Raw genomic sequence first — 19,070 nt, forward strand, 5'->3', positions numbered from 1 at the left:
TCGTCAGGTCTGAGGGCAGGCCCGGTGGTGTGGTTCCTCGCCCAGCCGGTCACGGGCGGCGCGTGAACCGGATCGTGCCGTCGGGTAGCCGCTCGTGAACGTAGGCCGCGTTGTGGGCCAGGCGGTGATGATGCGGGCACAACAACGCCCCGTCCTTCAGATCTGTCTTCCCGCCCGCGGCCCAGGGTTCTAGATGGTGCGCGTCGCACCACTCCGGTGGCATGTCGCAGCCCTCGGCTTGGCAGCATTTCTGCTGCAGCCGCATCGCTTTGCGTTGGATGGGCTGGAAGAACCTGCTGCCCCGACCTGCGTCGAGGACCTCGCTGTCGCCACCTAACACCCAGGGGATGATGGTGGCGTTGCACGCCATCCGCCTCGCCTCCGCCGCGGAGATGGTGGCCCCGTTGGTCTCCTCATAGCCCAACGTGGCGATCCCGAGGTCCTTGCGGAGCTCCTCGAGGGAGATGACCACGTTGATGGTGGTCGCATCCCCGCCATGCCGAGGTAGCGCGGCCGGGTCGACGGTCTCGAGCAGCCGCGAGAACCCCTGACCCATGAGTCGTTCCCACGGCGGCAACGGGGCACCCTTGCCGACCAGTTGCTGTTTGCGGGGTTGGGCCCAGGCCTCCACCAGCCGCTTGAACCTCATCCCCATCGAGGTCGGCAGCACACCGTCGAAGCCGACGGTGCCGTCGTGGTTGTCCCAGACCCGTAGCGCGGACTTCTGGTGGGCGCGTTCTTCTTCAGCCAACACGGCTTGGGCTTCGGCGTCCTCGAACCGGGCCGGGTCGATCTCACGCAGGATCCGTCGTCCGACGATGCGGAGCTCGTTGGCGGTCAACCGAGAGGCGTAGTCGACGAGCAGCTTCTCTGCGAGGACTAGGTCCTCGGCACTCGCGACGGGGTCGGTCTCGATCTTGTCGAGGGCCTGGGTGATCACCCGTGCCTTGTCCTGGGACACCACACCCTCAGCCAGGCCGTCAGCGACGAGGTCGTACTTGGCCACCGCCGCGGCGAGCTTCACCTGCGAGCGAGCCACGCCCTTGTCGACCAGGAGCTCGGTCCGCATCCACCCGGAGGCGTCCTTGGCACCGGTCTCCTCGGCGATATCGCCGGCAGATGCGAGCACCCGGAGTTTGACCGCGGCCAGCTTGGCCTGGAGCTTCTCCAACCGCTCCAGGGAGTCCTTCTTCTGCCCGGTGCGCCAATAGGCCGGATCCCGGGTCAGCAGTCGATCGAGGGAGGATTCGATGGCGCTCAGTTCTGCGTCGATCGCGTCACCGGGGTTGGTGTCCCAGTGGTTGGTGTCGCGTTCAAGACTCATCGCCATCCCTCCCTTCAAAGAGGTGTTGTGATGGGTCTGATTCTACGCTTTCAACGCTTGGTTGACTATCTATTTTCCCTGGTCAACTACCATTTTCGCGGTGAGTGAACGGCATCGTTTCTGTGGATGGTAAGTGGCCCGAAGGGCCGCCCTCACCCACCATCTACCCGTCCGTCCCAAGCAGATTCCGCTGCGCCACACCCGGGCCGCCGCCCCGATAGCCAGCCAAATCTTTTCTCGACGGGCGCCGGTGTCAAGGACCGCGCAGCGGCCGGCGAAGCCGGCGGCCGCAGGCCGTCCTTGACTCCGGGGTTCGTCGAGAAGACCCTCAAAGCAAGGGTCGGCGGCCCACCCCAACCCCGAAAACACATCAGCCAACCAAAGGCCCATAGGCCACTCACAGTCACAAGAAACGACCACCACAGCCCCACCCCCGAGCGTGGTCGCCATGACCCAACTCCTCGATCCGCCAACCGCGACATCACCGACGAAGACAAGAAGCTGGCGCCCCACCCCCGAGCGCACAGCGCTCACCATCCTGCTGACCCTCACGGCAGCGGCGTACCTATGGACGCTCTCAGAGTCCGGATACGCCAATCAGTATTACTCCGCCGCCTCACAAGCCGGCGGCGAGAGCTGGAAGGCGTGGTTCTTCGGAGCGCTCGACGCGAGCAGCTCGATCACGGTCGACAAGCCGCCGGCGTCGCTGTGGGTGATGGGCCTGTCCGTACGCCTCTTCGGGCTGTCCTCGTGGAGCATCCTGGTTCCGCAGGCGCTGATGGGCGTCGGGACCGTGGGGCTCGTCTTCGCCATGGTGAAGAAGGTCGCGCCGTGGCAGGCGGCGATCGCGGCGGGGGCGTTCACCGCGCTGACCCCGGCGGCGGCGCTGATGTTCCGGTTCAACAACCCGGACGCGCTGCTGCTCCTGCTGCTGGTCGGTGCCGGGTTCTCGACGCTGAAGGCGATCGAGACCGGCAAGGGCAGGTGGATGGTGCTGGCCGGTGTGCTGCTCGGCTTCGGGTTCCTGACCAAGATGCTGCAGGCGTTCCTGATCATCCCGGCGATCGCGGTCGTCTACCTGACCGCGGGCAAGGGCTCCTTCGGCAGGAGGATGACCCACGGCATCGCGTGCTTCGTCGCCATGGTCGTCAGCGCCGGCTGGTACATCGCGATCGTCGAGCTCATCCCCGAGTCCTGGCGCCCCTACATCGACGGCTCGACCGGCAACTCGCTCCTCGAGCTGACGCTGGGCTACAACGGCGTCGGTCGGCTCAACGGCGGCGACTACGGCGGTCTCGGCAACGCCGGCTTCTCCAGCGCGGCCGGGGTCCTGCGGCTCTTCCAGGGCGTCTCCGGCGGGATGGTCTCCTGGCTGCTCCCGGCGGCCCTGCTCCTCCTCGTCACCGGGCTCGTCGCGCTGCGCAGGGCGCCGCGTACCGACCTGGCCCGTGCCGCGCTGATGCTCAGCGGCGCCACCATGCTCGTCACCGGCCTGGTCTTCTCCTTCATGGAGGGCATCTACCACGACTACTACGTGGTCGCGCTGGCCCCGTGGATCGCGATCACCGCGACCGTCGGCGCAGTGATCATGTGGCGCGACCGCGACAGCCTCTTCGCCCGGGTCACCCTGGCGGTCGCGATGGCCGTCAGCGCCGTGTGGGGCTGGGTGCTCCTCGGGCAGTCGGGCGAGCAGCCGTACGAGGCGCTGCGCTGGCCCGTCCTGATCATCGGTCTCGGGGTCGCCGCCGCGTTCGTCTTCGCGGACAGATTCACCCGCCGGGCAGCCGCGGCGGTCCTCGCGGCGGCAGCCGTCAGCGTGGGCCTCGGGCCTGCGGCGTACGCGATCCAGACGATCGGCACCGCCCACACCGGCTCGATCGTGACGGCCGGGCCGTACGAGGGCGGCGGCATGGGCGGGATGGGCGGTGGTCGCCCCGGTGGCGCCGGCGGCCCCGGTGCTCAGACCCAGAACGGAACGCCGGCGACCGGCCAACTGCCGGGCGGAACCACCGACGGTGCCACCGGCCAGGCCCCGCAGATGCCCGGCGGCATGCCCGGCGGCAACCCCGGAGGGACCCGCGGAGGCGGAATGATGGGCGGCGGCGCAGTCGACGAGGAGCTCGCCGAGGCGGTGAGCACCAACGCCGGCCACTACACCTGGGTGGCCGCGACGATAGGATCGCAGACCGCAGCCGGCATCCAGCTCGAGACCGGCGAGGCCGTGATGGCGATCGGCGGCTTCAACGGCACCTCGAACAGCATCACGCTCGCGCAGTTCCAGGAGTACGTCGCCAACGGCGAGATCCACTACTTCATCGCCGGCGGCGGGATGGGCGGCATGCGAGGCGCAGGAGGCGGCAGCGACGAGACCTCCAGCGCCTCCCAGATCAGCGCCTGGGTGGAGGAGAACTTCACCCAGACCACGATCGGCAGCTCCACGGTCTACGACCTGACCGAGGGGGCCGCATGACCGCGGACACGACACTCTCGGGTGGCCTGCGGGTCGTCGACGAGAAGCGACTGCTGACGACGATCGACCTGGTGATCCCGGTCCACGACGAAGAGAAGGGCCTGGAGGAGTCCGTACGCCACCTCGACGGCTACCTGCGGACCCTGCCCTACTCCACGACGATCACGATCGCCGACAACGCCAGCACCGACGGCACCTGGGAGATCGCGGAGCGGCTCGCGACCGAGATCACCCGGGTCCGCGCGATCCACCTCGACGAGAAGGGCCGCGGACGAGCGCTCAAGGCGGCCTGGTCCACGTCACGAGCGGAGGTCGTCGGCTACATGGACGTCGACCTCTCGACCGACCTGCGGGCCCTACCGCCCCTGCTCGCCCCGCTGCTCTCCGGCCACTCCGATGTCGCGATCGGGTCCCGGCTGGCCCGCGGCAGCCGGATCGAGCGGGGCCCGAAACGGGACTTCCTGTCCAAGGGCTACAACCTGCTGCTGCGCGGGGTCCTGTCCGCGGAGTTCACCGACGCCCAGTGCGGCTTCAAGGCGCTCCGCCGCGACGTCGCCGAGAAGCTGCTCCCGCTGATCGAGGACGACAGCTGGTTCTTCGACACCGAGCTCCTCGTCCTCGCCTCCGAGGCCGGCCTGCGCGTGCACGAGGTGCCGGTCGACTGGGTCGACGACCCCGACTCGCGCGTCGACATCGCCGCCACCATCAAGGAAGACCTGGCCGGCATCAGCAGGCTGCTGTTCGGGCTGGTCAGCGGCCGGATCGACCTCGGTGGCGTACGTCCTCCCGGCCCCGTCCGGAGCCCGAGCCTGGCGGCTCAGGTGATCCGTTTCGGGGCCATCGGGGTGCTGAGCACACTGGCGTACCTGCTCCTCTACGTCCTCCTCCGCACCGCTGTCGGAGCGCAGGCGGCCAACCTCATCGCGCTCCTGGCGACCGCGGTCGCCAACACCGCGGCCAACCGCCGGCTGACCTTCGGGATCACCGCGCGGCAGGGCGCGGTGAAGCATCACGTCGCCGGGCTGGCCGCCTTCGCCGTCGGGCTGGCCCTGACCTCGGGATCGCTTGCACTCCTCCACCTGGCCGCGCCGACACCCGCGCGAGCGTTCGAGATCGTCGTGCTCGTCGCCGCCAACGCCGCGGCCACGCTGATCCGCTTCATCGCCCTCAGGTGGGTGATGAGTCCGCGCTCGTGAGCCGCTGGGTGCCGATGACGCGGAGCAGCTCGAGCTTTGCCGCGGCATCGGTGCCCTCGGCCGGGAAGTAGGCGAGCAGCTTCACGTCGGCCTCCTCGGTGAGCAGGACCTCGCAGCGTACGGCGACCGCGCCGACCTCCGGATGGATGAACGTCTTCACGTCGGCACGCCGCACGCCGACCTGGTGTCGCTCCCACAGCCCGCGGAACTCTTCGCTCGCGGCGAGGAGGTCGTGCACCAGCGAGGTGATGTCGGAGTCGCCGGCCCGCCGGGCGTACGTCGCGCGCAGATCCATCACATGGCTCGCCGACATCCGGTCCCAGTGCTCCCGCGGCGCCGGCCGGCGGTCGGGCTCGACGAACCAGCGCCACACCAGGTTCCGGCCCCGGCCGGGCCCGTCGGGCAGCGGCGGCAGCAGTGTGGTGGCGAGCGAGTTGAGCCAGGCGATCTCGCCGGAGTCGGTGCAGATCACGACGGGGATGTCGGTCAGCCGCCGGGCGAGGGCGATCAGGCCGGGACGTACGTAATGGCCCGCCCGCCGTGGAGGCGGCGTCATCCCGGCGAGGTAGAAGAGGTGGTCGCGCTCGTCGAGATCGCACTGCAGCGCCCGCGCGATCGCGGAGAGCACCGACTCCGACGGCGCCGACCCGCGCGCCTGCTCCAGCCGCGTGTAGTGGTCGGTCGAGACCCCGGCGAGCGAGGCGACCTCCTCCCGCCGAAGTCCCGGCGTACGCCGCCGCAACCCGTCCGGGAGGCCGACATCGGAGGGCCGGAGCAGCTCCCGGCGACGGCGGAGGAAGTCGGCGAGCTCACGGCGGTCGGTCACGCTCCCCATCCTCCGCCGGTGGTGTCCGGTTATCCAGGGACGGCTCGTCCCTGGATGTGCCGTGCCTGCCGAGGGCATCTCGAGCGCCGCACGCTGGGTGGCATGACGACCCACGACATCACCTTCAGCAGCCGACAGCTCGGCAAGAACGGCCCCACGGTCACCTCCCCCGCACTGGGCGGGATGAGCCTCTCCGGCGCCTACGGCGCGGTCGACGACGAGGAGGGCGTACGCGTCATCCACGCCTACCTCGATGCCGGCGGCACCCTGATCGACACCGGCGACTTCTACGGCGCCGGCCACAACGAGATGCTGATCGCCCGGGCGCTGCGCGAGCGCGACCGCGACGACGTGGTGCTCTCGGTGAAGTTCGGCGCATTGCTCACCCCGGTCGGGATGCCGGCCGGCTTCGACGCCCGTCCCGAGGCGGTCCGGTCATCTCTGACGTACTCCCTCCAGCGGCTCGGCACCGACCACATCGACATCTACCGCCCCGCACGGCTCGACCCGCAGGTGCCGATCGAGGAGACCGTGGGCGCGATCCAGGAGCTCGTGGAGGCGGGATACGTACGCCACATCGGGCTCAGCGAGGTCAGCGCCGACACCATCCGGCGGGCCGCCGCGGTGGCCCCGATCAGCGACCTGCAGATCGAGTACTCCCTGCTCAGCAGGGGGATCGAGACCAACGGGATCCTCGACACCTGCCGCGAGCTGGGCATCGGCATCACGGCGTACAGCGTCCTCGGCCGTGGCCTGATCGGCGGTAGCGGCACCGTCGGCGGCTCGCTCACCCACATGCCGCGCTTCCAGGGCGACAACCTCGACCACAACCGCGCGCTGCTCACCACCCTGGAGGAGATCGCCGCGGCCAAGGGCGTCACCCTGGCCCAGCTCGCGATCGCCTGGGTGGCCGCCCGCGGCGAGCACATCGTCCCCGTCATCGGCTCCCGCCGGGTCAGCCAGGTCGAGTCGATGGCAGGTGCGAACGCGGTCACCCTGGACGACGCCGATCTCGCTCGCATCGACGACGCCGTGCCCGTCGGCGCCGCCCGCGGCGACCGTTACCCGACCCAGTTCATGGCACAGCTCGACAGCGAAGGCTGAGCCGGACGACCGGCCTCGGTGACTCCGGACGCACTCCGGACGAACAGGTAAGTACCCCAGTAAATAGTGGGTACTCCCGCGGTCGCCGGAGCGCCGCCATGATGAAGGCACACCGGTCGGGACGACGGGCTGTGAGGACGTGAGGAAGACCACAGGTATTGGACCGATACAACCGGTGAAACCTGGTGTCCACCTGCTGATCTGCCCTACCGTTACCGGCCAGTAACCAGCACGGTGGGGTTCCGGACCCCGCCGGTCAAGAATCGGTCACGCGCTGATCGGCTGACCGGGATCCCACCATGCTGGAGACTGAAGACACTGCGCAGCTAGACCCAAGGAGTCGAGGATGCTCATCGGAGTGACCCGAGAGACGAAGCCCGGGGAGACCCGGGTGGCGGCCACCCCCGCGACCGTCAAACAACTGACCGGTCTGGGCTATGACGTCGTCATCGAGGGTGGGGCCGGAGAGGCGTCCAGCTTCAAGGACGAGGCGTACGCCGAGGCCGGCGCCCGCATCGGCACGGCCGCCGACGCGTGGGGTGCCGACCTGGTCTTCCGGGTCAACGCGCCTTCGGTCGGCGAGGTCGAGCTGCTGAAGAGCGGCGCCACCCTCGTCGCCCCGCTGGCGCCGGCGCAGAACAGCGAGCTCCTCGACGCCCTGGCCGCCCGCAAGGTCGACGCCTTCGCGATGGACGCGGTGCCGCGCATCTCGCGCGCACAGTCGATGGACATCCTCTCCAGTCAGGCCAACATCGCGGGCTACCGCGCCGTGGTCGAGGCGGCCCACCACTTCGGCCGCTTCTTCACCGGCCAGGTGACCGCGGCGGGCAAGGTGCCGCCGGCGAAGGTGCTCGTGGCCGGTGCCGGTGTGGCCGGTCTGGCTGCGATCGGTGCGGCGAGCTCGCTCGGCGCGATCGTGCGCGCCACCGACCCTCGTCCGGAGGTCGCCGACCAGGTCAAGTCGCTGGGTGGTGAATACCTGAAGGTGGAGGTCGAGGTCGAGAAGTCGACCGACGGCTACGCCAAGGCGACCTCGGAGGCCTACGACCAGCGCGCCGCGGAGATCTACTCCGAGCAGGCCGAGGACGTCGACATCATCGTGACGACCGCGCTGATCCCGGGACGCCCGGCGCCGAAGCTGATCACGGCGGCCGACGTGGCGAGCATGAAGTCCGGCTCGGTCATCGTCGACATGGCGGCCGCGATGGGCGGCAACGTCGAGGGCACCGTGAAGGACGAGGTCGTCACCACGCCCAACGGCGTCACGATCATCGGCTACACCGACCTCCCGGCGCGTCTTCCCGCGCAGTCGAGCCAGCTCTACGGCACCAACCTGGTGAACCTGATGAAGCTGGTGACACCCGAGAAGGACGGCGTACTCGCCCTCGATCTCGAGGACCAGGTCCAGCGCGGCCTGACCGTCGTGCACGACGGCGGCGTGCTCTGGCCGCCCCCGCCGGTCCAGGTCTCCGCCGCCCCGGCGGTAGCGGCCCCCGCCGAGGTCGCGGTCAAGGAGGAGAAGAAGCCGCTCTCCGCCGGTGCGAAGCTCGCGCTGGTCGGCACCGGTGCGCTCGCCCTCTTCCTGCTCAACGCGGTCGCTCCGGCCGAGATCACCCGCCACTTCACCGTGCTGACGCTGTCGGTGGTGATCGGGTTCTACGTGATCGGCCACGTGCACCACGCGCTGCACACCCCGCTGATGTCGGTGACCAACGCGATCTCCGGCATCGTCGTCGTGGGCGCCCTGCTGCAGCTCACCGTCGCTGACAACGTGGTGCTCGTGCTCGCGGGCATCGCCACGCTGCTGGCGAGCATCAACATCTTCGGTGGCTTCGCCGTGACCCGCCGCATGCTCTCGATGTTCCGGAAGGCCTGATCATGGATATCTTCTCGATCGCCGGTGCGGCCTACCTCGTCGCCGCCCTCCTCTTCATCCTGTCGCTGGCAGGGCTGTCCAAGCACGAGACCGCCTCGCAGGGCTGGCTGTACGGCGTTGCCGGCATGACGCTGGCGCTGGTCGCGACCGTCATCCAGGTCGTCGACGGCGGCACCACGACCGCCGTGCTCGTCCTGGTCGCCGCGGTCGCCATCGGTGCGGTCATCGGCCTGTGGCGTGCCAAGGTCGTCGAGATGACCGGCATGCCCGAGCTGATCGCGCTGCTGCACTCCTTCGTGGGTCTGGCGGCCGTCCTGATCGGCTGGAACGGCCACCTCGAGGCCGCTGCCGGCCACGTCCACGGTGGCGCGATCCACTCGGCCGAGGTCTTCATCGGCGTCTTCATCGGTGCGGTCACCTTCACCGGCTCGATCGTCGCCTTCCTCAAGCTCTCCGCGCGGATGAAGTCGGCGCCGCTGATGCTGCCGGGCAAGAACGTCATCAACATCGGCGCCCTGGTCGTCTTCGTGATCCTGACGGTCGTCTACGTCATCAACCCGACGCTCCCGCTGCTGATCGCGGTCACCGTCGTGGCGCTGGCGCTCGGCTGGCACCTGGTCGCCTCCATCGGTGGCGGTGACATGCCGGTCGTGGTCTCGATGCTCAACAGCTACTCCGGATGGGCCGCGGCCGCCTCCGGCTTCCTCCTCGGCAACGACCTGCTGATCGTCACCGGTGCCCTGGTCGGGTCCTCGGGTGCGTACCTCTCCTACATCATGTGCAAGGCGATGAACCGCTCGTTCATCTCGGTCATCGCCGGTGGGTTCGGCATCGAGGCCGGGCCGTCCGGTGACGTCGACTACGGCGAGCACCGCGAGATCAACGCCGAGGACACCGCCGAGCTCCTCGCCGGCGCCTCCTCCGTCGTGATCACCCCGGGCTACGGCATGGCCGTCGCCCAGGCGCAGTACCCGGTCGCCGAGCTCACCCGCATCCTGCGGGACAAGGGCGTGGACGTACGTTTCGGCATCCACCCGGTCGCCGGCCGTCTCCCGGGCCACATGAACGTGCTGCTGGCCGAGGCCAAGGTGCCCTACGACATCGTCCTGGAGATGGACGAGATCAACGACGACCTGGCCGAGACCGACGTCGTCCTGGTCATCGGTGCCAACGACACCGTGAACCCGGCCGCCGCCGAGGACCCGTCCTCGCCGATCGCGGGCATGCCCGTCCTGCGGGTCTGGGAGGCCAAGAACGTGGTCGTCTTCAAGCGGTCGATGGCCGCCGGCTATGCCGGTGTGCAGAACCCGCTCTTCTTCCGGGAGAACTCGCAGATGCTCTTCGGCGACGCCAAGGCCAAGGTCGACGAGATCGTCAGCGCCCTCGCCCGGGTCCCTGCCTGACCTGGAAAATTACACCTGACCAGCGGAAACGTGACGTACGTCTCGCCCTGCTGAATTCTGCACGGCTCGGGCACGACACCCAGAATGAGTGTCGTGTCCGAGCCGTTCACTGACTCCCTCGAGTCGATCCGCGTCCCCCATACGTTGCTGGAGGACGCGCTCGGCTACGTGACCAGCATCGTGGTGACCTCGCTGGGGCTCCACCTGATCCAGTCGGTCGGAGCGGTCACCGGCGGCACCGCCGGCCTGAGCCTGCTGGTGAGCTACTGGACCGGGCTGCCGTTCGAGGTGCTGTTCGTCCTGGTCAACCTGCCCTTCTTCGGGCTCGCGCTCTCCAAGAAGGGCATCGGGTTCACCCTCCGGTCGCTGGGCTGCGTCATCGCGGTCTCGGCGATGACCCGCGTCCATGCCGACCTGCTCCCGCTCGACGGGCTCGACACCGTCTACGGGGTCGTCGTCGGCAACCTGCTCGTCGGCCTCGGGCTCCTGGTGATCTTCCGCCACGGTGCCTCGCTGGGCGGGTTCAACGTGCTCGCACTGCTTCTGCAGGAGCGGCTCAACCTCCGGGCCGGGTACGTCCAGATGGGCCTCGACGTCAGCGTCATCCTCCTCGCGCTCTTCGTCGTCTCGCCCGCGACCGTCCTCCTCTCTGCCCTCGGTGCGGTCGTCCTCAACATCATCCTGGCCTTCAACCACCGGCCCGGCCGGTACCTCGCCTGACGCTGCCTGAGACGTTTGTCTCCCAAGTCGGTAGACATTGCAGAATAGAAGGCATGACTGCCGCGAAGCGCGCGCCCCAGGCCGGCGCCGAGGACCTGACCGAGCACCTGCGTGACCGCTGGTCGGTGAGTGTCTTCGACCCGGACCACGTGCTCGCCGACGCCGAGATCAGGCTGCTGCTCGAGGCGGCCCGGTGGGCGCCGAGCGCGGGCAACAGCCAGCCGTGGTCGTTCCTGGTGCTGCCCCGCGGATCGGCCGGGCACGCGACGTTCGTGGGCCACCTCTCGCGCGGCAACTCCGGGTGGGTGCCGCGGGCATCGGCCGTGTTCGTCGCGATCGCCCAGGTCGGCGTGGGCCCGGACGGCATCGGCCCGAAGTGGTCGGACTACTCCCACTACGACCTCGGTCAGGCGGCCGCGCATCTCACCGTCCAGGCCGCGTCCCTCGGCCTCTCCTCCCACCAGTTCGCCGGGTTCGACCATGATGCCGTGGCGGCGGCCTTCGGCGTACCGGACTGGTGGAAGGTGATGACCGGGATCGCGGTCGGCCTCCACGGCGACCCCGCGCAGGTCGACCCGCGAGACGCGGAGCGCGAGGAGCGCGAGCGCGTCCGGCGGCCGCTCGAGGAGATCGCCTTCGCCGACAAATGGGGCACCTCCTGGGCCTGATGCGCCGGGGCGTGCGTCCCGGAAGGCGTTAAAAAGGACGTACCCATCGGGGCATCGGTCTAAGGTTCGTGGGTGGAGAACGGTCAGGGAACAGGTCGGCTCCGGCGCGTCGTGGCAGGTGTGTTCGTGCTGGGGGTGCTGGGCGCTGGGCTGGTGACGACCGCCCCGGCGGCCGTCGCCGCGCCCAACGACGGAGTCGGCGAGTCCTCCCGCACCCGCTATGTGCTCGACGAGAAGGCCAAGACCGTCAAGGTGAAGGCCGAGGTCACGGTCACCAACCAGCAGCCGAGCACGGCCACGACCTACTACTTCCTGACCGGTCACGCGATCCCGATCCCGGCCGGGGCGTCGAAGGTCAAGGCGACGAGCAACGGCGCGAACCTGCCGGTGAGCACCGAGAAGATCAAGGGCACCGGCCTCGCGGTGGTCACGGTGTCCTTCCCGAACCTCTACTACGGCAAGTCGCGCACGATCACCTGGACGTACGAGCTGAAGGGCGCCCCCATCCGGGCGAAGAAGAACCACACCCGGATCGGCGAGGGGTACGCCGTCTTCCCGGTGATCGGCCTCGGTGACGACGGGCAGGTGACCGTCGACGTCGTGCTGCCGAAGTCGATGACGTTCACCGCCTCCTCGGGCGACTTCACCAAGCGGACCAAGGGCAAGACGACGACCTGGCACTCCGAGGGCGACTTCGTCGACGCCGGCGTCTCCGCGCGCGACCCCAAGGCCTTCGACGAGAAGAAGATCAAGATCGGCGACACGAAGCTGTCGCTGCAGAGCTTTCCCGAGGACAAGGAGTGGCTCGACTTCGCCGAGAAGCGGGTCACCGAAGGCATGCCGGTGCTGGAGGAGCTGACCGGCAACGAGTGGCCCGGTGGGCTGGAGACGATTCGTGAGGACGGTTCGGCGGAGGCCGTCGGCTACGCCTGGTTCGACTCCGACGCCGACGAGATCGTCGTCTCCGAGGACCTGGACACCGCGATCCTCTACCACGAGATGACCCACGCCTGGATCAACCCCGACATCGTCGAGGGCCGCTGGCTGAGCGAGGGCCTGACCGAGCTCGTCGCCCAGCACGCGACCGAGAAGGTCGGTGCCAAGGGGCAGAAGTACGGCAAGGTGAAGCGTCGCAGCAAGGAAGCGTTCCCCCTCCTGACCTGGGACGCCAACGGATGGAGCCAGGAGAAGGACGCGTACGGCTACCCGGCCGCCTACACAGCCGTCTCGGCCATGCTCGCGGACCTCTCCGACGAGGAGCTGACCCAGGTCGTCGACGACGTCTACGACGGCCGCACCGGTTACGACGCCGCCGATGACGAGATCACCAGCGGCCCGGTCGACTGGCGCCTCTTCCTCGACATCGTGCAGAGGTACGACACCGACGCCTCCCCGGAGAAGCCGCTGAAGAACTGGGTGCTCACCCGCGCCGAGGCCAAGCAGCTCGGGCCCAGGGCCGAGGCCCGCAAGACGTACGCCGAGATCGACCGCGTCAACGGCGAGTGGCTGCCGCCGCTGGGTCTGCGCGACGTCATGGCCGCCTGGACCTTCGAGGACGTGGACGGTGTCGTCGGCCTGATCGGTGAGGCGAACGCCGATGCCGCCGCGGTCCAGGAGGCGGCGGAGAAGGCCGATCTGCCGGTCCCGGCCGCGGCGAAGGAGGCGTACGAGGGCGCCAACGATGACGACCGGTATCGCGAGCTCGCCACCACGCTGCCCCGCACCGCCGAGGTGATCACCGAGGTCGGTGAGGCGACCGCGGACGTCGAGGGGATGCAGAACCCGCTGACCGAGCTCGGCGAGCTGGTGCTGTTCCTCGACGTGGGTGCGGCCGGTGCTCGAGCCGACCTGAACAACGGCTATCTCGAGGACGCCGCGGCCACCGCGGCCGGCGTGCGCGCCCGGGCCGACTGGGCACTGGTCGTCGGACTGGTCGCGCTGCTCGTGCTCGCCTGCGTGGCGTACGCGGCGTACCGGGTGTTCTGGAACCCGTCGGCGCGACGCCGGCGGGCCGCGCGCAGGGCCTTCCTCAGGCAGGCGAAGGAGACGCGGAAGGCGGGAGCTCCGTGGGATTCGCGACCTGCCTGGCCGCCGATGCCGCCCGGGCCGCCCGGGCCGCCGGGGCCTCCGGGACCGCCCGGGCAGCCGTCAATCGGTGGCGAGCTCTTCGGCGTACAGCGCGGCCCCGACGGCCCCCGCGGTGTTGAGCAGCTTCGCCGGGATGATCTCGGTGTCCAGGTCGAGCAGCGGCAGGAATTCCGCCGCCTCCTTCGAGACCCCTCCTCCGACGAGGAATAGGTCGGGGTAGAACAGCATCTCGAGGTGCTGGTAGTACCTCTGCAGGCGCTTGGCCCAGTGCTTCCAGGAGAGATCCTCGCGCTTGCGAGCGATGTTGGAGGCGCGGGTCTCGGCGTCGTGGCCGTCGAGCTCGAGGTGACCGAGCTCTGAGTTGGGCACGAGCACGCCGTCGTAGAGGAGCGCCGAGCCGATGCCGGTGCCGAGCGTGGTCATGATGACCAGTCCACGGCGACCCTTCGCGGCGCCGTAGCGGACCTCGGCCAGGCCGGCGGCGTCGGCGTCGTTGACCACGTGCACGTCGCGGCCGGTGGCCGCGGTGAAGATCGCGTCCGCGTCGGCGCCGATCCAGGACTTGTCGATGTTGGCCGCGGAGTGGACCACCCCGTGGCGTACGACGCCGGGGACGGTCACGCCGACCTTGCCGTCGTAGTCCGGGAACTGGGAGAGCAGGTCCACGAAGATCTCGGCGATGGCGTCGGGGGTGGAGCGTTCGGGGGTCGGGATACGTACGCGTTCCTCGGCGAACTCGCCGGTCGCGAGATCGATCGGGGCACCCTTGATGCCCGTGCCGCCGAAGTCGATGCCGAAGGGCAGGCTCGTCGTCATGAGCCCATCCTATTTACAAGCACCGACGTGACGTACGACACTTGACAGATCATCCTCGTTTGTCAACCAAACTCAGCGTCAAAGGGGCCAAGGATGGAGATCGCCAACAGCACGGTGCCCGACGGCTCGACCGAACAGTGGCGCGACAAGAAGCGCTATCTGTGGTTGCTCGGTCTGGTGGTCCCGCTCCTCGGATTCATCGCGATCGGCGGCTGGCATCTCACCGATATCAGCGCGTTCCTGTGGACCGGTCCGATCATCATCCTCATCGTGGTCCCGGCCATCGACCTGTTCGCGGGGCTCGACAAGTCCAACCCGCCCGACGACATGATCGAGGCGCTGGAGAACGACAGGTACTACCGCTGGATCGTCTACTCCTACCTCCCGCTGCAGTACGCCGTCTTCATCGGCGGCATGGCCATGGCCGCCCATGGCGCCCTGGACGGCCACACCCTGAGCATCATCGACCGGGTCGGGCTGGCGATCTCGGTCGGCTGCGTCGGCGGCATCGGCATCAACACCGCCCACGAGCTCGGCCACAAGCGCGAGGACGTCGAGCGCTGGCTCTCCAAGGTCGCGCTCGCGCAGAGCTTCTACGGCCACTTCTACATCGAGCACAACCGCGGCCACCACGTCCGCGTCGCGACGCCCGAGGACCCGGCCTCCGCCAAGGTCGGCGAGTCGTTCTACACCTTCTGGCCGCGCACGGTCTCGGGCTCGCTGAAGAGCGCCTGGAGGCTGGAGAGGAAGAGGTACGCCCGCCGCGACCAGCACCCGTTCCGGATCGGCAACGACGTACTCAACGCCTGGCTGATGTCGGCGGTGCTGTGGGGTGCGCTGATCGTGTGGCTCGGGCCGGTGGTGATCCCGTTCGTGCTGATCCAGGCGGTCGTCGGGTTCTCGCTCCTCGAGGTGATCAACTACATGGAGCACTACGGGATGATCCGGCAGAAGGTCGGCCGGCGCTACGAGCGCGTCGACCCCAGCCACTCCTGGAACTCCAACAACATCGCCACCAACGTGCTGCTCTACCACCTGCAGCGCCACAGCGACCACCACGCCAACCCGGTACGCCGCTACCAGACGCTGCGCGACTACAAGGAGTCTCCGGTGCTGCCGACGGGCTATGCCGGGATGATCCTGCTCGCGATCGTGCCGCCGGTCTGGCGCCGGGTGATGGACCCCAGGGTGCTGGCGCACTTCGACGGCGACATGTCGCGGGCCAACATCCTGCCGCGCAAGCGGGACAGGATCCTGGCGAAGTATCCGGCGCCGGTCGCAGATCGTGCCGAGACCGGCGACGACACCGTCGCGCAGGTCGTCGGCCAGGAGGTGCTGGCCGCCCGCTGTCCCGGGTGCGGCTACACCTACCGAGTGGAGGAGGGCAACGAGGCGGAGGGGTTCGCCGCCGGTACATCGTGGGGGGACGTGCCGGACGACTGGTGCTGCCCGGACTGTGGCGTGCGCGAGAAGGTCGACTTCGTGCCTCTCGCCTCGGACTCCGTCTCGTAGCCGTACTCGGACGGCGACAGCCCCCGGCCTCGTACGAGACCGGGGGCTGTCATCGGTGCGGAGACCTCAGCTCTTGACGAGCTCCGGCTCACGTGGCTTCTCGGCGTAGTGGTCGGCGAGGTAGTGCCGCTCCAGGCTCTCGCCCTCGACGTCGACGTTCGGGAGGATCCGGTCGAGCCACTTCGGCAGCCACCAGGCCTTCTCCTTCATGAGGTACATGAGGGTCGGGATCAGGAGCATGCGGACCACGAAGGCGTCGAAGATGACCGCTGCCGAGAGCGCGAAGCCCATCGACTTGATGATCGGGTCGTCCATGAGGATGAAGCCCGAGAAGACGGCGGTCATGATCAGCGCGGCGGCCGTGACGACCCGGGCCGAGTTGCGGAACCCGTCGACGACGGCCTCCTTGTACGAGGCGCCGTGGACGTGCGCCTCGCGGATCCGGGTCACCAGGAAGACCTGGTAGTCCATCGCCAGCCCGAACACGAGCCCGATCAGGAAGATCGGGATGAAGCTGACGATCGGCTGGCCCTCGAAGATGCCGAAGGCGCCCTCCTGGAAGATCGCCACGGTCGCGCCGAGGGTCGCCAGGACCGACAGCAGGAAGCCGAGGGTCGCGGTCAGCGGCACCAGGATCGAGCGGAAGACGAGCATCAGCAGGATGAACGCCAGCCCGATCACGATCGCCAGGTAGGGCAGCAGGGCGTCGTTGAGCTTCTCGGAGATGTCGGACATGATCGCCGAGGTGCCGGTGACCGCGAGGTCGGTGCCGGTCTCCTTCTCCACGGCAGCCTCGCCATCACGCAGCTCGGCGAGCAGGTCCTCGGTCTTCTCGTCCTCCGGGGCGGTCTCGGGCTCGATCAGGATGACCGCGCCGTTGTCGTTCCCCGACGGCGGGATCACCTTGGCCACACCGTCGAGGCCGGCGGCCCAGTCGGCGACCTCGGCGTAGGCCTGCTGCTTGGCCGCGGTGTCCCCGGACATGTCACGCGCGTCGACGACGAGCATCATCGGGTCGAGGCGCCCGGGGCCGAAGCCCTCGACGACCAGCTCGACCGCCTGGCGGCGCGAGCTGTCCTCGGGCGCGGTGCTGTCGCTCGGCATGCCGAGGTGCAGGTCCTTGAACGGGATCGCCAGCGCCCCGAGGCCGATGACCGCGATCAGCACCCAGAGGATCGGCGCCTTGCCGATGAACCGGGCCCAACGGACACCGTTGTTGAGGATGCGACCGTTGGCCTCGCGCTTGGGGTTGTAGCGACGTACGTTGAGGCCGAAGGCCTTCGACTTGAGCAGGCCGAGGAGCGCCGGGAGCAGGGTCAGCGCGACCAGGACCGCGACGACGACGGTGACGGCCGCGCCCAGGCCCATGGCGGTCAGGAACGGGATCCCGACGACGCTGAGCGCGGCGAGCGCGATCACGACCGTCAGTCCGGCGAAGACGACCGCCGAGCCGGCGGTGCCCACGGCGACGCCGATGGCCTCCTCGCGGTCGTCGGTGTGGTCGAGCTCGCTGCGGTAGCGGGACAGGATGAACAGCGCGTAGTCGATCCCGACAGCCAGGCCGATCATCGTGGCGAGCATCGGGGTGGTCGAGGAGACATCGGTGAACGCGGTCAGTGCGGTGATCCCCAGCGTTCCGATCGCGACGCCGACGCCGGCGGTGATGATCGGGAGGCCGGCTGCCACGAAGGAGCCGAAGGTGATCACCAAGATGAACAGGGCGATGATGATGCCGAACAGCTCGGAGCTCGCACTGCCCATCTCCTGGACCTGCATGCCCTGGCCGCGCACCTCGACCTGGAGGCCGTCCTTGTTCGCGTCTTCGATGACGTCGGTGACCTGTTCCTGCATCTCAGGCGTCACCTCGGTCGCCTCGACATCCTCGAACTCGGTCGAGATCAGCCCGATCCGGCCGTCCTCGGACAGCGTCGGCTGAGCCTGGAGCTGGCCGAGCAGCATCTGCTGCGCCTGCTGGGTCGTCACCGTCTGCCCGCTCTCGGCGGACATCGCCTTGGCGTACCCGGGCGCTGCTGCCTCGGCCTGTTCCGGTGTCCAGATGTAGGAGATCTGGTCGGGTACGTCATCGAGCGCGGCGAGGTTCTGGACGAGCTCGGCCACGGCCTTCTGGTTCGCGGCCGTGGTGAGCGTCTGGCCCTCGGGAGCGGCGACGACCACCTCGATGGAGGCGGCGTCGAGCACCGAACCGCCCTCGGTGCCCATGATCTCGGGCAGCTCCTCGGCAGCCTCGACCGACTCGAGGCCGGGCATGGTGAAGGTCGTGGACATCGGCTTGGACATCGTGGTCGCCACCGCGCCGATCCCGATGATCACGATCATCCAGACGGCGACGAAGATCGGCCACCGCCGGTAGGCGGTCTTTCCGAGTCGATAGAGCAGCTTGGCCATTTCGGGGTTCCCCCTGGTCAGTGGTTCAGAACAGATCGACGAGGTCGTCGAAGATCCGGGTGAAGTGGTCGGCGACGGTGCCGGCCGAAGGATTGGCGAGGTAGGCGTCGAGCGAGGCGTTGAAGACCACGATCACGAGATGCAGGACGACGCCCGCGAGCTCGGGAGTCATCTGGTCGCCCTCGCGCTCGGAGATGACCTCGGCGAAGTGAACGGCAATCTGCTCGAAGCGGGTGCGTGCCGCATCCAGCACCTGCCGGTCGGTGGCGAGGATGTGCCGGACGAGGACGAGCTCGTCATGGTCGATGGGCTCGGCGTCGAGCACCGTACGCACCAGCGCGCCGAGATCGCGGCCGACATGGCCGGTGGGCCCGCCGCTGAGGAAGGCCTCGAGCAGCTCCGGGTCAGGCTCCTGCTCGGGGCCGAGGACGGCGTCCATCTTGCTCGGGACGTGGTTGAACAACGTACGCCGCGAGACACCGACGCGGTCGGCGAGATGCTCCATGGTCCAGCCGTCGAAGCCGAACTCGTCGGTCATCTCGAGCGCGGCCCGGTGGATCGTCGCCGCGGTCTTGTTGAGCCGCCGCATCATGACGTTGCACTTTCTCTCACAGAGTGCAGTGTTGCACTCCGGGGGTATCGAGTGCAAAACAATGTGGCT

At 68.7% G+C, this 19,070-nt stretch carries 13 protein-coding genes; 8 read left to right on the plus strand and 5 right to left on the minus strand.

All coding sequences use genetic code 11. From position 1 onward, the window contains the following. Positions 1-49 precede the first annotated feature (49 nt). A complete protein-coding gene (locus tag ABT304_RS19825; protein WP_350717750.1) occupies positions 50-1,324 on the minus strand; it encodes an HNH endonuclease signature motif containing protein in 1,275 nt (424 codons plus the stop codon). A gap of 448 nt (positions 1,325-1,772) precedes the next feature. On the opposite strand from ABT304_RS19825, the gene ABT304_RS19830 reads away from it, so the two are divergent. After that, the gene (locus ABT304_RS19830; RefSeq protein WP_350717752.1) at positions 1,773-3,794 is read left to right on the plus strand and encodes an ArnT family glycosyltransferase; all 2,022 of its coding nucleotides are present in this window, start codon (positions 1,773-1,775) and stop codon (positions 3,792-3,794) included. Continuing rightward, complete coding sequence (locus tag ABT304_RS19835) at positions 3,791-4,990, plus strand: glycosyltransferase (RefSeq protein ID WP_350717754.1); 1,200 nt, start codon at positions 3,791-3,793, stop codon at positions 4,988-4,990. Before ABT304_RS19830 ends, ABT304_RS19835 begins: the two co-directional genes overlap by 4 nt. On the opposite strand, the gene ABT304_RS19840 is transcribed toward ABT304_RS19835, so the two are convergent. Next, a complete protein-coding gene (locus ABT304_RS19840; RefSeq protein ID WP_350717756.1) occupies positions 4,962-5,816 on the minus strand; it encodes a helix-turn-helix transcriptional regulator in 855 nt (284 codons plus the stop codon). The genes ABT304_RS19835 and ABT304_RS19840 overlap by 29 nt on opposite strands. Positions 5,817-5,918: 102 nt before the next feature. Here ABT304_RS19840 and ABT304_RS19845 point away from each other — a divergent pair, with 102 nt between their 5' ends. The 5 genes from ABT304_RS19845 (at position 5,919) to ABT304_RS19865 (ending at position 11,587) form a co-directional block, all read left to right on the plus strand. After that, a complete protein-coding gene (locus ABT304_RS19845) occupies positions 5,919-6,920 on the plus strand; it encodes an aldo/keto reductase (protein ID WP_350717758.1) in 1,002 nt (333 codons plus the stop codon). A gap of 346 nt (positions 6,921-7,266) precedes the next feature. After that, a complete protein-coding gene (locus tag ABT304_RS19850) occupies positions 7,267-8,796 on the plus strand; it encodes a Re/Si-specific NAD(P)(+) transhydrogenase subunit alpha (protein ID WP_160026002.1) in 1,530 nt (509 codons plus the stop codon). A 2-nt stretch (positions 8,797-8,798) separates the two neighbouring features. Continuing rightward, positions 8,799-10,199 carry a Re/Si-specific NAD(P)(+) transhydrogenase subunit beta gene (gene pntB, locus ABT304_RS19855; protein WP_160026001.1) on the plus strand — a complete coding sequence of 467 codons (1,401 nt, stop codon included), beginning with the start codon at positions 8,799-8,801 and terminating at the stop codon, positions 10,197-10,199. Between the two features lie 84 nt (positions 10,200-10,283). Then, positions 10,284-10,919, plus strand: a complete 636-nt coding sequence (locus ABT304_RS19860; protein ID WP_160026000.1) for a YitT family protein — start codon at positions 10,284-10,286, stop codon at positions 10,917-10,919. A 53-nt stretch (positions 10,920-10,972) separates the two neighbouring features. Next, positions 10,973-11,587 (plus strand): nitroreductase family protein, encoded by a 615-nt coding sequence (locus tag ABT304_RS19865; protein WP_350717761.1) that lies wholly within the window; start codon positions 10,973-10,975, stop codon positions 11,585-11,587. A gap of 2,148 nt (positions 11,588-13,735) precedes the next feature. Here ABT304_RS19865 and ppgK read toward each other — a convergent pair. Further along, entirely contained in the window at positions 13,736-14,491 is a 756-nt protein-coding gene (ppgK, locus tag ABT304_RS19870; RefSeq protein ID WP_350717763.1) for a polyphosphate--glucose phosphotransferase, read from the minus strand. 93 nt (positions 14,492-14,584) lie between these two features. On the opposite strand from ppgK, the gene ABT304_RS19875 reads away from it, so the two are divergent. Next, positions 14,585-16,003 carry a fatty acid desaturase gene (locus ABT304_RS19875; protein ID WP_350717764.1) on the plus strand — a complete coding sequence of 473 codons (1,419 nt, stop codon included), beginning with the start codon at positions 14,585-14,587 and terminating at the stop codon, positions 16,001-16,003. Between the two features lie 66 nt (positions 16,004-16,069). Here ABT304_RS19875 and ABT304_RS19880 read toward each other — a convergent pair whose 3' ends face one another. After that, positions 16,070-18,409, minus strand: a complete 2,340-nt coding sequence (locus ABT304_RS19880; RefSeq protein WP_350717766.1) for an MMPL family transporter — start codon at positions 18,407-18,409, stop codon at positions 16,070-16,072. Positions 18,410-18,434: 25 nt separating this feature from the next. Then, positions 18,435-19,001 carry a TetR/AcrR family transcriptional regulator gene (locus tag ABT304_RS19885; protein ID WP_350717768.1) on the minus strand — a complete coding sequence of 189 codons (567 nt, stop codon included), beginning with the start codon at positions 18,999-19,001 and terminating at the stop codon, positions 18,435-18,437. Between the last annotated feature and the right edge of the window lie 69 nt (positions 19,002-19,070).

Origin of the sequence: Nocardioides sp. NPDC000445, from assembly GCF_040300245.1 — a bacterium.
In the GTDB taxonomy this organism is placed as follows: Bacteria; Actinomycetota; Actinomycetes; order Propionibacteriales; family Nocardioidaceae; genus Nocardioides.

Coding starts and splice junctions, on each gene's coding strand:
- ABT304_RS19845 (WP_350717758.1), top strand. CDS start 5,919: ATGACGACCCACGACATCACCTTCAGCAGCCGACAGCTCGGCAAGAAC.
- ABT304_RS19875 (WP_350717764.1), top strand. CDS start 14,585: ATGGAGATCGCCAACAGCACGGTGCCCGACGGCTCGACCGAACAGTGG.
- ABT304_RS19885 (WP_350717768.1), bottom strand. CDS start 19,001: ATGATGCGGCGGCTCAACAAGACCGCGGCGACGATCCACCGGGCCGCG.
- ABT304_RS19860 (WP_160026000.1), top strand. CDS start 10,284: ATGAGTGTCGTGTCCGAGCCGTTCACTGACTCCCTCGAGTCGATCCGC.
- ABT304_RS19880 (WP_350717766.1), bottom strand. CDS start 18,409: ATGGCCAAGCTGCTCTATCGACTCGGAAAGACCGCCTACCGGCGGTGG.
- ABT304_RS19835 (WP_350717754.1), top strand. CDS start 3,791: ATGACCGCGGACACGACACTCTCGGGTGGCCTGCGGGTCGTCGACGAG.
- ABT304_RS19850 (WP_160026002.1), top strand. CDS start 7,267: ATGCTCATCGGAGTGACCCGAGAGACGAAGCCCGGGGAGACCCGGGTG.
- pntB (WP_160026001.1), top strand. CDS start 8,799: ATGGATATCTTCTCGATCGCCGGTGCGGCCTACCTCGTCGCCGCCCTC.
- ppgK (WP_350717763.1), bottom strand. CDS start 14,491: ATGACGACGAGCCTGCCCTTCGGCATCGACTTCGGCGGCACGGGCATC.
- ABT304_RS19865 (WP_350717761.1), top strand. CDS start 10,973: ATGACTGCCGCGAAGCGCGCGCCCCAGGCCGGCGCCGAGGACCTGACC.
- ABT304_RS19825 (WP_350717750.1), bottom strand. CDS start 1,324: ATGAGTCTTGAACGCGACACCAACCACTGGGACACCAACCCCGGTGAC.
- ABT304_RS19830 (WP_350717752.1), top strand. CDS start 1,773: ATGACCCAACTCCTCGATCCGCCAACCGCGACATCACCGACGAAGACA.